This is a genomic window from Pseudomonas sp. URMO17WK12:I7, from assembly GCF_003269045.1.
Lineage (GTDB): Bacteria > Pseudomonadota > Gammaproteobacteria > Pseudomonadales > Pseudomonadaceae > Aquipseudomonas > Aquipseudomonas putida_J.
Genome location: NZ_QLTL01000009.1, coordinates 86228 through 102867 on the forward strand (window position 1 = coordinate 86228; position 16640 = coordinate 102867).

Consider the following 16640-nt stretch of genomic DNA (forward strand, 5'->3'; position numbering starts at 1 on the left):
CTCCATTTCACCGACCGCCTGCATAGGGGACGCCTTCCTACAAAGCTGTAGGCGCCTTCATTAATTGCCGTTAAGCACCGCCTGGCGTGCCGATGCGCGAATCTTGCGCTTGCTACGCTGTACACCGTAAGCGCCGAGTAGCGGACCAACAGCCAACCCCACCACCAAGGCCGCCAACACAGGCACTGCCACCGGCAAGGCTGGAGCCGACCAGCCGAAGAGCACCAGCGACACAGCCTGCTGGTTCTCCAGCACGAAGAACAGCACCACCGCCGCCAACAGCAGCACGAACAACGCCGCCAAGGCGCGCTTCAAATTACGCATCAGTCTGCTCCTTCTTGACTCAAGGGTGCTCGTGCTCTTCTTCGTTGACCCGATCGCGCAGCTCTTTACCGGGCTTGAAATGCGGCACGAATTTCCCTTCGAGCTCCACCGACTGGCCGGTCTTGGGATTGCGACCTACCCGCGGCGCGCGATAGTGCAAGGAAAAACTGCCGAAACCGCGGATCTCGATGCGATCTCCGGTGGCCAGGCACTGGGACATCTGTTCAAGCATGGTCTTGATGGCCAACTCCACGTCCTTCGACGAGAGCAGCCCTTGATGGGTGACAATACGTTCGATCAGCTCCGACTTCGTCATATTTTTCCCTTCGTTATCAAGCAGCTAGATCATTGCTTAATCAGGTTGTAGCACGCTCGGAAGGATTTGAACAGGGTGGTTCTTGACTTAATAAAAAAATTCAAGAAGGGATTGTAAAGAAATAAGAGCCGGAAGCCGGCCCCAAGGCATGGCACCGCCTTTTATCGCAGGTGCCCGCCATGTCACAAACCCGCAAGCCAGTTGGCGTATACATAAAAATCGCCACCGCGACGCACCTAAGGCTTGTAGGATTTGTCATAATCGCGAGTAGGACGCATCTGCTTTGATCTGACCTAAAGCAGATTGCAAATTGCTTAATTACCTTGCTCGTTGAGTCGTACTCACAAGGACTGTTTATGCGAACAATCCCCCTTTCGCTCGCCCTGGCGACTCTGGTAACCGCCACTGGCACCTTTGCTCAATCCGTCCGCCAATCCTGGGACAATGAACCGTCCGAGTTTCTAGGCGTTCCTTTTCAGGGCGATTTCAAAGCCCAGGTCCCTGAATGCCCCGACAGCAACGGCAGCTCACGCCAGCCAACACTGTGCCGCACCAGCACCGCGGACCCTGACCGCTATGAGATTCATGGGCTGCCATACCTTCCGATCAGTTCGGGGTATCAGCTTTTCGCAGCCCTGAAAGATGGCGCAATCAGCCAACTGATGTTGACCGGTAACTCCAACAGCCTCGAGCTGGTCGATGACTTCTTGACCGATACCCTCGGGCAACCTGGCTCAAGCTTGAGCCGTCGAATCCAGCTAAGCTCGGGCGCGTCTTATGAAATGAAGACCATCTCATGGGAAGGCAAACGAGTTGCAGTACATTTCCAGCGAAACGAAAGCGACCTGAGTCGCTACACCGTGACGTTCACTCCTTCGGCAGCGGACCTCAAAACACTGGGAATGAACTCAGCAGCCGGAACCCCACCGGGACAATCGTCCGTTCGCTGACCTGAGGTGAGAGCGGGCTTCGCGTACGCTCACAGCGGCTCGACGCCTGCCCCCTCCCACAGAAACTGTAAGACTCAACTGTAATCGCAGGCAAAAAAAAGGGTGGCCCGAAGGCCACCCTTTTTTTACCGATCAAACAGAACTCAGTTCTGCTTGGCCATTGCTTCGCGCAGCAGCGCAGCCATGGTGGTGTCGGCAGCCGCTTCCGGAGCGTTTTTCAGGCTCTGGATGGCTTCACGCTCTTCAGCGTCGTCTTTCGACTTGATCGACAGGCTGATGACGCGCGATTTGCGGTCAACGCTGATGATCTTGGCTTCGATCTCTTCGCCTTCCTTCAGGACGTTACGCGCGTCTTCAACGCGGTCACGGCTGATTTCGGAAGCTTTCAGAGTGGCTTCGATGTCGTCGGCCAGGGTGATGATGGCGCCTTTGGCGTCAACTTCTTTCACGATGCCCTTGACGATAGCGCCCTTGTCGTTGACAGCAACGAAGTTGGAGAACGGATCGTCTTCCAGCTGCTTGATGCCCAGGGAGATGCGCTCGCGCTCTGGGTCAACCGACAGGATGACGGTTTCCAGCTCGTCGCCCTTCTTGAAACGACGTACGGCTTCTTCGCCGGTTTCGTTCCAGGAGATGTCGGACAGGTGAACCAGGCCGTCGATGCCGCCGTCCAGACCAATGAAGATACCGAAGTCGGTGATCGACTTGATGGTACCGGTGATCTTGTCACCCTTGTTGAACTGGCCGGAGAAGTCTTCCCATGGGTTGGACTTGCACTGCTTGATGCCCAGGGAGATACGACGACGCTCTTCGTCGATGTCCAGAACCATGACTTCCACTTCGTCGCCAACCTGAACGACTTTCGACGGGTGGATGTTCTTGTTGGTCCAGTCCATTTCGGAAACGTGTACCAGACCTTCAACGCCTTCTTCCAGCTCAGCGAAGCAGCCGTAGTCGGTCAGGTTGGTAACGCGAGCCTGTACACGAGTACCTTCTGGGTAACGTGCAGTGATAGCTACCCACGGATCTTCGCCCATCTGCTTCAGACCCAGGGAAACGCGGTTGCGCTCACGGTCGAACTTCAGAACGCGTACGTCGACTTCGTCGCCAACGTTAACGATTTCCGATGGGTGCTTGATGCGCTTCCAAGCCATGTCGGTGATGTGCAGCAGGCCGTCGATACCGCCCAGGTCCACGAATGCGCCGTAGTCGGTGAGGTTCTTGACGATACCTTTGACTTGCTGGCCTTCCTGCAGGGTTTCCAGCAGGGCTTCGCGCTCGGCGGAGTTCTCGGCTTCCAGCACGCTGCGACGGGAAACGACAACGTTGTTGCGCTTCTGGTCCAGCTTGATGACCTTGAATTCCAGCTCTTTGCCTTCCAGGTGGGTGGTGTCGCGCACTGGGCGGACATCAACCAGGGAGCCCGGCAGGAACGCACGGATGCCGTTAACGTCGACAGTGAAGCCGCCCTTAACCTTACCGTTGATAACGCCCTTGACCACTTCTTCGGCGGCGAAAGCTGCTTCCAGAACAATCCAGCACTCGGCGCGCTTGGCTTTTTCACGGGACAGTTTGGTTTCGCCAAAGCCGTCTTCGACCGCGTCCAGCGCAACGTGAACTTCGTCACCGACCTTGATGGTCAGCTCGCCAGCTTCGTTGTAGAACTGCTCGAGCGGGATGACGCCCTCGGACTTCAGGCCAGCGTGTACGGTAACCCAGTCGCCGTCGATGTCGACAACGATACCGGAGATGATGGCACCCGGCTGAAGATTGAGGGTTTTCAGGCTTTCTTCAAAGAGTTCTGCAAAGCTTTCGCTCATTTTAATTCCTGTAGATTCGGGCGAAACAGACGCCCCTCGCCACATTCCAGACAATGTGGGTTTGTTTTAAGTAAAGGAAAGCCGGCAGGACGTTGACTGGTGCCCCTGCCTGCTCTCCTGGCTATCAGACCAAGTCGCGCTGGGCGAGCTCGCTCCTGATACGTTGCAGCACCTGCTCGATGGACAACTCGGTAGAGTCCAGCTGAATGGCATCAGCCGCTGGTTTCAGCGGGGCCACTGCACGCTGGGTGTCACGCTCATCACGCGCACGAATCTCATCTAGCAGACTCGACAGACTAACATCTTCACCCTTGCCCTTCAACTGCAGGTAGCGGCGACGGGCACGCTCCTCGGCACTGGCGGTGAGGAAGACCTTCAGCGGCGCGTCCGGGAACACCACGGTACCCATGTCGCGGCCGTCGGCAATCAGGCCTGGCGCTTCACGGAAGGCGCGCTGACGCTGCAGCAATGCTTCACGCACCGCCGGCAGCGAGGCCACCATCGACGCACCGGCGCCGACCGTCTCGGTACGAATGACGTTACTGACGTCCTCGCCCTCGAGGATGATTTGCTGAAGCTTACCCGGCTCGGCGGCGATGAACTGCACATCCAGATGGGCGGCCAGGGCCTTGAGCAGCTCTTCGTTGGTCAGATCGACCCCGTGGTTGCTGGCATTGAACGCCAGCAAACGGTAAAGCGCGCCGGAATCCAGCAGCTTCCAGCCCAGCTCGCGCGCGAGGATGCCGGCAACGGTACCCTTGCCCGAGCCGCTTGGGCCGTCGATGGTGATGACCGGTGCTTGCGAATTCACGACTTGCCCTCTTCGGCGACACGGATACCGACATCGGCGCACAGCTTGAGGAAGTTCGGGAACGAAGTGGCGACGTTGGCGCAGTCATGGATGCGGATCGGCGCGCTGGCACGCAGCGAAGCAACGCTGAAGGCCATGGCGATACGGTGGTCACCATGACCGTGCACTTCGCCACCGCCGATCTGGCCGCCCTCGATGATGATGCCATCCGGAGTCGGCTCGCACTTGATACCCAAGGTGATCAGGCCATCAGCCATCACCTGAATACGGTCGGATTCCTTGACCCGCAGCTCTTCGGCACCGCGCAGCACGGTACGCCCTTCGGCGCAGGCGGCCGCCACGAACAGGACCGGGAACTCGTCGATGGCCAGTGGCACCAGTTCTTCAGGGATGTCGATGCCCTTGAGCTTGGCGCCCCGCACACGCAAGTCAGCCACTGGCTCGCCGCCGACTTCACGCTGGTTTTCCAGGGTGATGTCGCCGCCCATCAGGCGCAGGATGTCGATGACGCCGGTACGGGTCGGGTTAATGCCGACGTGCTCGAGCACCAGCTCGGAGCCTTCGGCGATCGATGCAGCAACCAGGAAGAACGCAGCCGAGGAGATGTCCGCCGGCACTTCGATGCGGGTGGCGGTGAGCTTGCCACCAGACTGCAGCGAAGCGACCGGGCCGTTGCTTTCGACCGAGTAGCCGAAGCCACGCAGCATGCGCTCGGTGTGGTCACGGGTCGGCGCCGGCTCGGTGACGGTGGTCTTGCCTTCAGCGTACAGGCCCGCCAGCAGCAGGCAGGACTTGACCTGGGCACTGGCCATCGGCAGCGTGTAAGTCAGCGCTTTCAGCTTGCTACCACCGCGAATGGTCAGCGGCGGACGGCCGTCCGGGCCAGTCTCCACCACGACACCCATTTCGCGCAGCGGGTTGGCCACACGGTTCATCGGGCGCTTGGACAGCGAGGCGTCGCCGGTCATGGTGACATCGAACGGCTGGCCAGCCAGCAGGCCGGAGAGCAGGCGCATCGAAGTGCCAGAGTTGCCGACATACAGCGGGCCTGGTGGCGGCTTGAGGCCGTGCAGGCCGACGCCATGAATGGTCACGCGGCCGTGGTTCGGGCCCTCGATGACCACACCCATGTCACGGAATGCCTGCAGGGTCGCCAGGGCATCCTCGCCCTCGAGGAAACCTTCGACTTCGGTCGTGCCTTCGGCCAGCGAGCCGAGCATGATCGAGCGGTGGGAAATCGACTTGTCGCCCGGTACGCGGATTCGCCCGGTCAGGCGGCCACCCGGTTGGGCCAGGAAAATCAGATCGTTGGCGTTCATAGCGTCCACATAGGCCCGGCGGGCCAGGATTTTACTGAAATGCTCGCGGGCAACCCGTGCACGGGTGAAAACACCCAGCAGCTGGTGCCCGTCCCCAGCATCGACCGCGTCGCGCAAGGCGTCGAGGTCGCTGCGAAATGTGTCGAGGGTGCGCAGGACAGCCTCGCGGTTGGCGAGGAAGATGTCGTGCCACATGGTCGGGTCGCTACCGGCGATTCGCGTGAAATCGCGGAAACCTCCCGCAGCGTACCGGAAGATGTCGAGGTTTTCATTGCGTTTGGCCAACGAATCGACCAGACCGAAGGCCAGCAGGTGCGGCAGATGGCTGGTGGCGGCCAGCACTTCGTCATGGCGCTCCACCGGCATGTGCTCGACATCGGCATCCAGCGCGCGCCACAGGCGATCGACCAGGGCCAGGGCGGCCGGGTCGGTTTCCTCCAGTGGCGTGAGGATGACTTTGTGACGACGGAACAGGGTGGCATTGGCGGCCTCAACCCCACTCTGCTCGGAGCCGGCGATCGGGTGGCCGGGAACGAAGCGCGGCAGGCGTTCGCCGAAGACGGCACGCGCCTCACGCACGACATTGCCCTTGGCACTACCGACGTCGGTGATGATCGCGTCACCGAGGTCGAGCTGAGCCAGGCGGGCCAGGACCTTTTCCATAGCAAGGATAGGCACGGCGAGCTGAATGACATCGGCGCCGACACAAGCGGCGGCGAGGTCGGCTTCGCAGCGATCGACCACGCCCAGGTCCACTGCCAGCTTGCGCGACGGGGCATCGAGGTCGACACCGACCACTTCGCGGCACAGGCCGCTTTCACGCAACCCTTTGGCAAAGGAGCCGCCGATCAGGCCGAGACCGACCACGACCAGGCGATCGATGATTGGCGCGGGTTTGGTTTTTGCTGCATTTACCACTGTTGCGAACCCTGTTCTGAAATCTAGGCAGTCCGGGAGGCCCATTGGGGCTGCATTGCAGCCCATCGCGACACAAGGCCGCCCCTACAGGGCCAGTACAGTTTCGAGGCCTGCACAATACCTGTAGGAGCGGCCTTGTGTCGCGATGGGGCGCGATGCGGCCCCAACCCTCTCAAATCAAAGCACTGCCTTTGGATAGGAACCCAGCACCTTGAGCGCCACAGCCTCCTGGCTGATCTTCTCCAGCACCGCCTTGATCAGCGGGTCGCGGTGGTGGCCAACGAAGTCGATGAAGAACACGTAGGTCCACTTACCACTACGCGACGGGCGGGTTTCGATACGGGTCAGGTCGATACCGTTCTCGTGGAACGGCACCAGCAGCTCGTGCAACGCACCTGGCTTGTTGCTCATCGAAACAATGATCGAGGTCTTGTCGTCGCCGGTCGGCGGCACTTCCTGCTGACCGATCATCAGGAAGCGCGTGGAGTTGTCCGGGCGGTCTTCGATCTTTTCAGCCAGGCGGGTCAGGCCATACAGGTTGGCCGCCATGTCGCCAGCGATCGCCGCCGAGTTCCACTCGCCCTTGACCCGCTTGGCCGCCTCGGCATTGCTCGAAACAGCAACGCGTTCAACGTTCGGGTAGTGCGCGTCCAGCCACTTGCGGCACTGGGCCAGGGACTGGGCGTGGGAGTAGATGCGGGTGATGCTGTTGGTCTTTGTGCTCTCACCCACCAGCAAGTGATGGTGGATGCGCAGCTCGACTTCGCCACAGATCACCATGTCGTGCTCGAGGAAGCTGTCCAAGGTATGACTGACCGCACCCTCGGTGGAGTTTTCCACCGGCACCACGCCGAAATTGACGGCACCGGCCGCCACTTCACGGAACACTTCATCGATGGCCGCCATAGGGCGGCTGACCACGGCATGACCGAAGTGCTTCATGGCCGCAGCCTGGGTGAAGGTACCCTCAGGGCCGAGGTAGGCAACCTTGAGTGGCTCTTCCAGGGCCAGGCAGGACGACATGATTTCGCGGAACAGCCGCGCCATCTCTTCGTTGCCCAGCGGCCCCTTGTTGCGCTCCATCACGCGCTTGAGCACGGCGGCTTCACGCTCAGGGCGGTAGAACACCGGCTTTTCGCCCTCAGCCAGGGAGGCGGTCTTGACCCGCGCCACTTCTTCAGCGCAACGGGCGCGATCGCTGATCAGCTCGAGGATCTTCTCGTCGAGGCTGTCGATGCGTACGCGCAGGGCTTTGAGTTCCTGTTCGGACATCAGCCGTGCTCCTTCTCGAATTCAGCCATGTAAGCCACCAGGCTTTCTACCGCTTCCAGACCCAAGGCGTTGTAGATCGAGGCGCGCATGCCGCCGACCGAACGGTGGCCCTTGAGGTTGAGCAGGCCACGGGCGTCGGCGCCGGCCAGGAAGGCCTTGTCCAGGCGCTCGTCAGCCAGGCGGAATGGCACGTTCATCCACGAACGAGCGTTGTGGCTGATCGGGTTGGTGTAGAACGCGCTGGCGTCGATGAAGCCGTACAGGCGGTCTTTCTTGGCGCGGTTGCGCTGCTCCATGGCCTCGACACCACCCTGCTCCTTGAGCCACTCGAACACCAGGCCCGAGAGGTACCAGGAATAGGTGGCCGGGGTGTTGTACATCGAGCCGTTGTCAGCCGCGACCTTGTAGTCGAGCATGGTCGGGCAGCTGCTGCGCGCGCGGCCAAGCAGGTCTTCACGGACGATCACCACCACCAGGCCGCTCGGGCCGATGTTCTTCTGTGCGCCAGCGTAGATCATGCCGTACTGCGAAACGTCGATCGGGCGCGAGAGGATGTCGGAGGACATATCGACCACCAGCGGTACTTCGCCGGTCTCTGGAACCCAGTCGAACTGCAGGCCACCGATGGTCTCGTTGGACGCATAGTGCACGTAGGCCGCGTTCTTGGTCAGCTTCCACTCGTTCTGGCCAGGAATGGCCAGATAGTCGTAGGGCTTGGCGCTGGCGGCGACATTGACGGTGCCGAAGCGGCGCGCTTCCTCGATGGCCTTTTTCGACCAGATGCCAGTTTCGACGTAGTCGGCCGTGCTGTTTTCCGGCAGCAGGTTCAGCGGAATTTCGGCGAATTGCTGGCTGGCACCACCCTGCAGGAACAGGACCTTGTAGTTGGAGGGGACGGACAGCAGGTCACGCAGGTCCTGCTCGGCCTTTTCGGCGATGGCCACGTAGTCGTCGCTGCGATGGCTCATTTCCATCACCGACAAGCCCTTGCCGTTCCAGTCCAGCATCTCGGCCTGGGCACGCTGCAACACAGCGTCAGGAAGCGCGGCAGGGCCTGCGCAGAAGTTAAAGGCTCGTTTGCTCACATCCACTCTCGCTCTAATAGATCTAAACAGCTAGTTCTGCGGGAACCCTGTGGGAGCGGGCTTGCCCGCGAACACCGGCAAAGCCGGTGCCATGCACCGCGGTGCCTCATTCGCGGGCAAGCCCGCTCCCACAGGGCCAGGCATTGCCCGGCCTAATCAGTCAAACGGGGCGACCTTGGTCGCCCCGCTCGGGTTTCACGCTTGCTTATTCCTGCGGAGCCTCTTCGGCGCCTGCAGCTTCATCATCCGGCGCATCCGCCTCGACGCCCTCCTCGTCCGTCTCGATCACATCATCGAGCTCGTCCTCGGATGGCTCCTGGATACGCTCCAGGCCCACCAGGGTTTCGTCTGTGGCCAGTTTGATCAGCGTAACACCCTGGGTATTACGGCCCAGGCTCGACACTTCACCAACCCGCGTGCGCACCAGGGTACCCTGGTCGGAAATCAGCATGATCTCCTCGCCTTCCTGCACCTGGATGGCGCCGATCAGCAGGCCGTTGCGCCCCTTGGTACCCATGGCGATCACGCCCTGGCCGCCACGCCCGCGACGCGGGAACTTGGACAGCGGGGTACGCTTGCCGAAGCCACGCTCGGAAGCGGTGAGGATCTGCGCACCGGACTCCGGAATCAGCATAGAAATGATCTGCTGACCCTTGCCCAACTTCATGCCGCGCACACCACGGGCGGTACGGCCCATTTCGCGGACCACGCTTTCGGCGAAGCGGATCACCTTGCCGGCGTCGGAGAACATCATGACCTCCTTGGCGCCGTCGGTGATCGCCGCGGCGATCAGGGTGTCGCCTTCCTTCAGCTTCAGGGCGATCAGGCCGCTGGAGCGTGGGCGGGCGAACTGAGCCAGCGGCGTCTTCTTGACGGTACCGGAAGCAGTCGCCATGAAGATATAGGCGCCGGTAGGCTCGGCCACCCACTCAGGGGTGTCGCCGTCTTCCTCGTCGATTTCTTCTGCTTCGACGATTTCGCCTTCGATGACACCGTCATCACCGTCTTCCAGCTCTTCTTCAGGGTCGGCGTTCTGCTGCAGGGCCTCAAGGTCGACCTGCAGCATGGCGGTGATGCGCTCACCCTCCTCCAGCGGCAGCAGGTTGACCAGCGGGCGACCGCGGGCGGCGCGCGACGCTTCAGGGATGTCGTAGGTTTTCAGCCAGTACACCTTGCCCTTGCTGGAGAACAGCAGCAGGGTGGCATGGCTGTTGGCGACCAGCAGGTGCTCGATGTAGTCCTCGTCCTTCACGCCGGTTGCCGACTTGCCCTTGCCACCACGGCGCTGGGCCTGGTACGCGGACAACGGCTGGGTCTTGGCATAGCCGCCGTGGGAGATGGTCACCACGCGCTCTTCTTCCGGGATCATGTCGCCGTAGTTGAGGTCGTGACGGGCATCGAGGATTTCGGTACGACGCGCATCGCCGTACTCGGCACGGATCGCTTCCAGCTCCTCGCGGATCACTTCCATCAGGCGCTGGGCGCTGCTGAGGATGCGGATCAACTCGCCGATCTGCTCCAGAATCTCCTGGTACTCAGCCAGCAGCTTCTCGTGCTCCAGGCCAGTCAGGCGATGCAGGCGCAGGTCGAGGATGGCCTGGGCCTGTTCCGGCGACAGGTAATACTTGCCTTCACGCAGGCCGTACTGTTCTGGCAGGTCTTCAGGGCGGCAGGAATCGGCGCCAGCGCGCTCGACCATGACCTGTACGGCGCTGGATTCCCACGGCGTGGAAACCAGGGCCTCTTTGGCTTCGGACGGCGTCGGCGAGGCCTTGATCAGGGCGATGACCGGATCGATGTTGGACAGCGCGACCGCCTGGCCTTCAAGGATATGGCCACGCTCACGGGCCTTGCGCAGCTCGAACACGGTGCGACGGGTCACCACTTCACGACGGTGACGGACGAACGCCTCGAGCAGGTCCTTGAGGTTGAGCAGGCGCGGACGACCGTCGACCAGGGCAACCACGTTGATACCGAACACGCTCTGCAGCTGGGTCTGCTGATAGAGGTTGTTGAGCACCACCTCCGGCACCTCGCCGCGGCGCAGCTCGATGACGATGCGCATGCCGTCCTTGTCGGACTCGTCGCGCAGCTCGGTGATGCCTTCGATCTTCTTCTCTTTGACCAGCTCGGCGATCTTTTCGATCAGGCGGGCCTTGTTCAGCTGGTACGGCAGCTCGGTGATGACGATCTGCTGGCGGCCACCGACCTTGTCGATGTCTTCGATCTCGGAGCGGGCGCGCATGTAGATGCGGCCACGGCCGGTACGGTAGGCCTCGATGATGCCCTGACGGCCATTGATGATGCCGGCAGTCGGGAAGTCTGGACCCGGGATGAACTGCATCAGCTCATCGATGGTGACGTCCGGGTTGTCGATCAGCGCCAGGCAACCGTCGATGACTTCACCGAGGTTGTGTGGCGGGATGTTGGTCGCCATGCCCACGGCGATACCGCTGGAACCGTTGACCAACAGGTTGGGGATGCGGGTCGGCATGACCGCCGGGATCTGCTCGGTGCCGTCGTAGTTGGGCACCCAGTCGACGGTTTCCTTGTGCAGGTCGGCCAGCAGCTCGTGGGCCAGCTTGGTCATGCGCACTTCGGTGTATCGCATGGCCGCAGCGTTGTCACCGTCGACCGAACCGAAGTTGCCCTGGCCGTCGACCAGCAGGTAACGCAGCGAGAACGGCTGGGCCATACGCACGATGGTGTCGTAGACCGCAGTGTCACCGTGCGGGTGGTACTTACCGATCACGTCACCGACCACACGGGCGGATTTCTTGTACGGCTTGTTCCAGTCGTTGCCCAGTTCGCTCATTGCATAGAGGACGCGGCGATGCACGGGCTTCAAGCCATCACGCGCATCGGGCAGCGCTCGCCCGACAATCACGCTCATCGCGTAGTCGAGGTAAGACTGTCTCAGTTCGTCTTCGATATTGACCGGGAGGATTTCTTTGGCCAGTTCGCCCATGAGAAGCCTGATTCCTTTTTCTGGTGAAACTTCGCAGCTCCATCAAGGGCCGAACGAAGCTCGCCGCCGCAGCGCATAGGGGTGCGACGACTTACGACAAATCAATGAGTTGTTGCATGGATTTGCGCAATGAAGGCCGCCTTCATGGGCGGTCTTGGAAACTGCCGAATGTTATCACAAAGGCGGGGCAGTGGGGAGAGCTGGCACGGGGTTGCTCGCCATGAGTTTTGTGTCGCCCGGGAGATCGAGCGCCGCCCGCGCGGCGCAACGCGGATGAATCCGCCCCTACACCTGTTGCAACGTGGCCATGCCTGTAAAGCCAGGGTTGTCAGCCTTGCCTGCAGGGCTCAAGCCATGCGCCAGGGCAGGCAACCATGGCCTTACTGGTTCGGTACGTTGCAACAAATGTGGGCGCGGATTCATCCGCGGTGCGCCGCGCGGGCGGCGCTCGATCTCACAGGCGCCGAAAATCGCCCACCCTACACCCTGATCAATGCAGCCGCTTGCGGCACATCAACTGGGCCAGTTTGGCGGTATCGGGCCGCTCGACAATGCCGCGCTCGGTGACGATCACGTCGATCAGGTCGGCCGGGGTCACGTCGAACACCGGGTTGAATGCGTCGACCTGCGGCGCAACGCGGGCTCCGGCGTAGTCCAGCAGCTCATCGGCTTCACGCTCTTCCAGCGGGATGTCCTCACCGGTGGCCAAATTGAGGTCGATGCTGGTGCTCGGCGCCACCACCATGAAGCGCACGCCATGGTGCATGGCACTGACGGCCAACTGGTAGGTCCCGATCTTGCTGGCCACATCGCCGTTGGCGGCAATACAGTCGGCGCCGACCACCACCCAGGTGATGCCTTTGGTCTTCATCAGGTGGGCCAGCGCCGAGTCGGCGCACAGGGTCACCGGGATACCTTCGCTGGCCAGTTCCCAGGCCGTCAGCCGCGAACCCTGCAACCAGGGGCGGGTCTCGCCGACATACACCCGCTCGACCATACCCTCCAGATAACCGGCGCGAATCACCCCAAGGGCCGTGCCGATACCACCGCTGGCCAGGGCGCCGGCATTGCCGTAGGTCAGCAAGGTCTGTGCGTTACCCTGATGGCGACGGATCAGATCGATGCCATGCTGAGCCATGGTCAGGTTGGCTTCGCGATCGCTTTCATGGATGGCAATCGCTTCGGCTTCCAGCGCTGCCAGCACGCCCTCTTCGCCACGCACACGCAGCAGACGCTCGCGCATGCGGTTCAGCGCCCAGAACAGGTTGGCCGCGGTGGGGCGCGCTTCGGCCAGGCTGATGAAGTCCTCTTCCAGGTCCATTTCCCAGTCGCCGCCCTCGGCCAGGCGCTCTTCCAGGGCCAGAACCAGGCCGTAGGCCGCGGCAATGCCAATGGCTGCGGCACCTCGCACGGCCATGTCACGGATCGCCGCCACCACCTGCGCGACATTGTCGCAGGTCAGCCAGCGCTCTTCCGACGGCAGCAGGCGCTGGTCGAGCAGGTGCAGGGCGCCGCCTTGCCAGCGCATCCCGGTCACCTTCTCCGCCGCCAAAAGTCGCTCGCGCATTGCCTCTCCCCGTCGTTCGGATATCAAAAGCCGGCGATTATAGCGACCCTCGGCCGCAGACGCTCGGGTATACTGCGCCCCATTTGAAGTGCAAGTTCCAGAGGATTGTTCAATGAGCAACGTCGATCACGCCGAAATCGCCAAGTTCGAAGCCTTGGCCCACCGCTGGTGGGACCGTGAAAGCGAGTTCAAGCCGCTGCACGACATCAACCCGCTGCGCGTCAACTGGATTGACGAGCGCGTCGGCCTGGCTGGCAAGAAAGTGCTGGACGTCGGCTGCGGCGGCGGCATCCTCAGCGAGGCCATGGCCTTGCGCGGCGCTACCGTCACCGGCATCGACATGGGTGAGGCGCCACTGGCCGTAGCCCAACTGCACCAACTGGAATCGGGCGTCGAGGTCGAGTACCGGCAGATCACCGCTGAAGCCTTGGCCGAGGAAATGCCCGAGCAGTTCGACGTGGTCACCTGCCTGGAGATGCTCGAGCACGTGCCCGACCCATCCTCGGTCATCCGCGCCTGCTACCGCATGGTCAAACCCGGCGGCCAGGTGTTCTTCTCGACCATCAACCGCAACCCCAAGGCCTACCTGCTGGCCATTGTCGGCGCCGAGTACATCCTCAAGATGCTGCCGCGCGGCACCCACGACTTCAAGAAGTTCATCCGCCCGTCCGAGCTCGGCGCCTGGAGCCGCGTCGCCGGCCTAGAGGTCAAGGACATCATCGGCCTGACCTACAACCCGCTGACCAAGCACTACAAACTGAGCAGCGACGTTGACGTCAACTACATGATCCAGACCCTGCGCGAGGAATGAGCATGCGTTTGCGAGCGGTACTCTTCGACATGGACGGCACCCTGCTCGACACGGCGCCGGACTTCATCGCCATCTGCCAGGCCATGCTCGCCGAGCGCGGCCTGCCGGCGATCGATGACCAACTGATCCGTGACGTGATCTCCGGCGGCGCCCGCGCCATGGTCGCTGCAACCTTTGCCATGAGCCCGGACGCCGAGGGCTTCGAAGCCCTGCGCCTGGAGTTCCTCGAGCGCTACCAGCGTGATTGCGCGGTGCACAGCAAACTGTTCGACGGCATGGGCGAACTGCTGGCCGACATCGAAAAGGGCAACCTGCTGTGGGGCGTGGTGACCAACAAGCCGGTGCGCTTCGCCGAGCCGATCATGCAGCAACTGGGCCTGGCCGAGCGCTCGGCCCTGCTCATCTGCCCGGACCACGTGAAGAACAGCAAGCCTGACCCGGAGCCACTGATCCTCGCCTGCAAGACCCTGGGCCTGGACCCGGCCAGCGTGCTGTTCGTCGGCGACGACCTGCGTGACATCGAATCCGGCCGTGACGCTGGCACCCGCACGGCAGCGGTGCGCTACGGTTATATTCATCCAGAGGACAACCCGAACAACTGGGGCGCCGATGTGGTGGTGGACCACCCGCTGGAACTGCGCAAGGTGATCGACAGCGCCCTGTGCGGCTGCTGAACACCGATTGACGCCCCGGACTACGCCCCTGTGGGAGCGGGTTTACCCGCGAAAGCGTCAGATCGGACAACACCGCCGCCTGATCGTACCCATTCGCGGGTAAACCCGCTCCCACAGGGGCCGGTGTCGCGCTTACGAACTCAAAGGACAGTACCATGTTCGACTACATCGCCCGCCCTGGCCTGCTCGCCGGCCGCGTCATCCTGGTCACCGGTGCCGGCCGCGGCATCGGCGCCGCCGCCGCCAAAGCCTATGCCGCACTGGGCGCCACCGTGCTGCTGCTGGGCAAGACCGAGGCCAACCTGAACGAGGTCTACGACCAGATCGAGGCCGCCGGCCACCCACAGCCCGTGGTAATCCCGTTCAACCTGGAAACCGCCCTGCCCCACCAGTACGACGAGCTGGCAGTGATGATCGAGGAGCAGTTCGGCCGCCTCGACGGCCTGCTCAACAACGCCTCGATCATCGGCCCGCGCACGCCACTGGAGCAGCTTTCGGGCGACAACTTCATGCGTGTGATGCACATCAACGTCGACGCCACCTTCATGCTCACCAGCACGCTGCTGCCGCTGCTCAAGCTGTCCGAAGATGCCTCGGTGGTGTTCACGTCTAGCAGCGTCGGGCGCAAGGGCCGTGCCTACTGGGGTGCCTACGGGGTGTCGAAGTTCGCCACCGAAGGGCTGATGCAGACCCTGGCCGACGAACTGGAAGGCGTGGCGCCAGTGCGCTCCAACAGCATCAACCCGGGCGCTACGCGCACGGCGATGCGGGCGCAGGCCTACCCGAGCGAAAACCCGCAGAACAATCCGCTGCCGGAAGAGATCATGCCGGTCTATCTGTACCTGATGGGGCCGGACAGCAAGGATGTGAACGGGCAGGCGCTCAACGCTCAGTGAGCCTTGTTTCGCCCGTTCCGGCCTCTTCGCGGGTAAACCCGCTCCCACAGGAACATCACCGCCCTCAAGCCTTGTGATATCCCTGTGGGAGCGGGTTTACCCGCGAAGAGGCCAGTACAAGTTTCAGCCAGCAGCCAAGGCCGGGCGTAGGCGCCCTTGCTGGCGCCCTTCCAGTTGCATGCACCGCTCGAGGAACAGGTACATGCAGTCATAGCTCTTGCAGATCGCCTTGCGCAGCTCGTTGCGCAGCCCCAGGGTCGGGTTCTCGCCGGCCAGGGTGCAGATGATCTCCAGCGCCTCCCACGGGTGCGCATCATCGTACTGGGCATGCATCTTCAGCCACTTCATCGCCCGCTTGCGCTGATCCTCCGGAAAGCCCATGGCATAGGTGTCCTCGGCACAGACCACCGCCGACCACTCGCCAGTCGCCCCTTCAATTGCATAGTTGGTCGCTGCCATGGCAATCGCCAGTGACTCGGTGGTGCACACGCGCCAGCACCAATCGTTGAGCCCGTTCAGTTCCGGCGGCACATCCTGGGCCTGCAGCTCGTGCAGGTGCACGCCATGGGCCTGGCACCAGTGGGCCCAGTAGTCGGCATGGTTGAGCTCGACACGGATGTTGCGCATCAGCCAGCGCCGCGCCATGTCCTCGCCTGGGTGGCGGGCATAACGGGTCTTGGTCAGGTTGTGGGCCATGTACAGGGAAAACTGCTCGACCACCGGCCAGCCACCGATCAGGTACTGGCGAATGGTCGACTGGCGCAGCTGGCCATCACGCAGGCGCTGGTAGAACTCGTGCTCAACCACCCGGCGCTTGCTTTCACGACAATCCTCGATCAGCTGCTGGGCCCACTGGGGATAACTGGCCGGGTCCATCAAGGGCCCGATACGTACGAATGCATCAATCAC

Annotated in this window: 14 protein-coding genes; 4 read left to right on the top strand and 10 right to left on the bottom strand. The window is 62.1% G+C overall.

Features of this window, described 5'->3' with window-relative positions; translation table 11 throughout:
* Positions 1 to 60: 60 nt before the first annotated feature.
* Positions 61 to 324: a LapA family protein gene (locus H040_RS13960; RefSeq protein ID WP_027918188.1), complete on the bottom strand. Its 264-nt coding sequence runs from the start codon at positions 322 to 324 to the stop codon at positions 61 to 63.
* 19 nt (positions 325 to 343) lie between these two features.
* Positions 344 to 640: an integration host factor subunit beta gene (ihfB, locus tag H040_RS13965; RefSeq protein ID WP_012313292.1), complete on the bottom strand. Its 297-nt coding sequence runs from the start codon at positions 638 to 640 to the stop codon at positions 344 to 346.
* 356 nt (positions 641 to 996) lie between these two features.
* On the opposite strand from ihfB, the gene H040_RS13970 reads away from it, so the two are divergent.
* Positions 997 to 1590, top strand: a complete 594-nt coding sequence (locus H040_RS13970; RefSeq protein ID WP_027918187.1) for a hypothetical protein — start codon at positions 997 to 999, stop codon at positions 1588 to 1590.
* A gap of 143 nt (positions 1591 to 1733) precedes the next feature.
* Here the strand turns inward: H040_RS13970 and rpsA are convergent, their stop codons facing one another.
* The 7 genes from rpsA to mtnA all read right to left on the bottom strand — a co-directional run bounded on the left by rpsA (position 1734) and on the right by mtnA (position 13350).
* Complete coding sequence (gene rpsA / locus H040_RS13975; protein WP_027918186.1) at positions 1734 to 3410, bottom strand: 30S ribosomal protein S1; 1677 nt, start codon at positions 3408 to 3410, stop codon at positions 1734 to 1736.
* A 124-nt stretch (positions 3411 to 3534) separates the two neighbouring features.
* The gene (gene cmk, locus H040_RS13980) at positions 3535 to 4221 is read right to left on the bottom strand and encodes a (d)CMP kinase (RefSeq protein ID WP_027918185.1); all 687 of its coding nucleotides are present in this window, start codon (positions 4219 to 4221) and stop codon (positions 3535 to 3537) included.
* Positions 4218 to 6425: a bifunctional prephenate dehydrogenase/3-phosphoshikimate 1-carboxyvinyltransferase gene (locus H040_RS13985; RefSeq protein ID WP_256208045.1), complete on the bottom strand. Its 2208-nt coding sequence runs from the start codon at positions 6423 to 6425 to the stop codon at positions 4218 to 4220. The genes cmk and H040_RS13985 overlap by 4 nt, the downstream gene beginning before the upstream one ends.
* A gap of 210 nt (positions 6426 to 6635) precedes the next feature.
* Positions 6636 to 7730, bottom strand: coding sequence for a prephenate dehydratase (gene pheA, locus H040_RS13990; protein WP_027918183.1), 1095 nt, complete (start codon positions 7728 to 7730; stop codon positions 6636 to 6638).
* Positions 7730 to 8815 carry a 3-phosphoserine/phosphohydroxythreonine transaminase gene (serC, locus tag H040_RS13995; protein ID WP_027918182.1) on the bottom strand — a complete coding sequence of 362 codons (1086 nt, stop codon included), beginning with the start codon at positions 8813 to 8815 and terminating at the stop codon, positions 7730 to 7732. Before serC ends, pheA begins: the two co-directional genes overlap by 1 nt.
* Positions 8816 to 9020: 205 nt before the next feature.
* Positions 9021 to 11783, bottom strand: coding sequence for a DNA gyrase subunit A (gene gyrA, locus H040_RS14005; protein WP_027918181.1), 2763 nt, complete (start codon positions 11781 to 11783; stop codon positions 9021 to 9023).
* Between the two features lie 490 nt (positions 11784 to 12273).
* Positions 12274 to 13350, bottom strand: coding sequence for an S-methyl-5-thioribose-1-phosphate isomerase (mtnA, locus tag H040_RS14010; RefSeq protein WP_027918180.1), 1077 nt, complete (start codon positions 13348 to 13350; stop codon positions 12274 to 12276).
* A 112-nt stretch (positions 13351 to 13462) separates the two neighbouring features.
* On the opposite strand from mtnA, the gene ubiG reads away from it, so the two are divergent.
* From ubiG to H040_RS14025, 3 genes are all read left to right on the top strand, one after another.
* Positions 13463 to 14161 carry a bifunctional 2-polyprenyl-6-hydroxyphenol methylase/3-demethylubiquinol 3-O-methyltransferase UbiG gene (gene ubiG / locus H040_RS14015; RefSeq protein WP_027918179.1) on the top strand — a complete coding sequence of 233 codons (699 nt, stop codon included), beginning with the start codon at positions 13463 to 13465 and terminating at the stop codon, positions 14159 to 14161.
* Between the two features lie 2 nt (positions 14162 to 14163).
* The gene (gene mupP / locus H040_RS14020) at positions 14164 to 14835 is read left to right on the top strand and encodes an N-acetylmuramic acid 6-phosphate phosphatase MupP (RefSeq protein ID WP_027918178.1); all 672 of its coding nucleotides are present in this window, start codon (positions 14164 to 14166) and stop codon (positions 14833 to 14835) included.
* Positions 14836 to 14990: 155 nt separating this feature from the next.
* Positions 14991 to 15731, top strand: a complete 741-nt coding sequence (locus H040_RS14025; RefSeq protein WP_027918177.1) for a YciK family oxidoreductase — start codon at positions 14991 to 14993, stop codon at positions 15729 to 15731.
* Positions 15732 to 15854: 123 nt separating this feature from the next.
* Here the strand turns inward: H040_RS14025 and H040_RS14030 are convergent, their stop codons facing one another.
* Positions 15855 to 16640 (bottom strand): TenA family transcriptional regulator, encoded by a 786-nt coding sequence (locus H040_RS14030; RefSeq protein ID WP_027918176.1) that lies wholly within the window; start codon positions 16638 to 16640, stop codon positions 15855 to 15857.

Excerpts from the sequence above, each read along its gene's own strand:
- gyrA (WP_027918181.1), bottom strand. The coding sequence starts at position 11,783 with ATGGGCGAACTGGCCAAAGAAATCCTCCCGGTCAATATCGAAGACGAA.
- rpsA (WP_027918186.1), bottom strand. The coding sequence starts at position 3,410 with ATGAGCGAAAGCTTTGCAGAACTCTTTGAAGAAAGCCTGAAAACCCTC.
- H040_RS13960 (WP_027918188.1), bottom strand. The coding sequence starts at position 324 with ATGCGTAATTTGAAGCGCGCCTTGGCGGCGTTGTTCGTGCTGCTGTTG.
- pheA (WP_027918183.1), bottom strand. The coding sequence starts at position 7,730 with ATGTCCGAACAGGAACTCAAAGCCCTGCGCGTACGCATCGACAGCCTC.
- mupP (WP_027918178.1), top strand. The coding sequence starts at position 14,164 with ATGCGTTTGCGAGCGGTACTCTTCGACATGGACGGCACCCTGCTCGAC.
- H040_RS14025 (WP_027918177.1), top strand. The coding sequence starts at position 14,991 with ATGTTCGACTACATCGCCCGCCCTGGCCTGCTCGCCGGCCGCGTCATC.
- H040_RS13970 (WP_027918187.1), top strand. The coding sequence starts at position 997 with ATGCGAACAATCCCCCTTTCGCTCGCCCTGGCGACTCTGGTAACCGCC.
- mtnA (WP_027918180.1), bottom strand. The coding sequence starts at position 13,350 with ATGCGCGAGCGACTTTTGGCGGCGGAGAAGGTGACCGGGATGCGCTGG.
- ubiG (WP_027918179.1), top strand. The coding sequence starts at position 13,463 with ATGAGCAACGTCGATCACGCCGAAATCGCCAAGTTCGAAGCCTTGGCC.
- ihfB (WP_012313292.1), bottom strand. The coding sequence starts at position 640 with ATGACGAAGTCGGAGCTGATCGAACGTATTGTCACCCATCAAGGGCTG.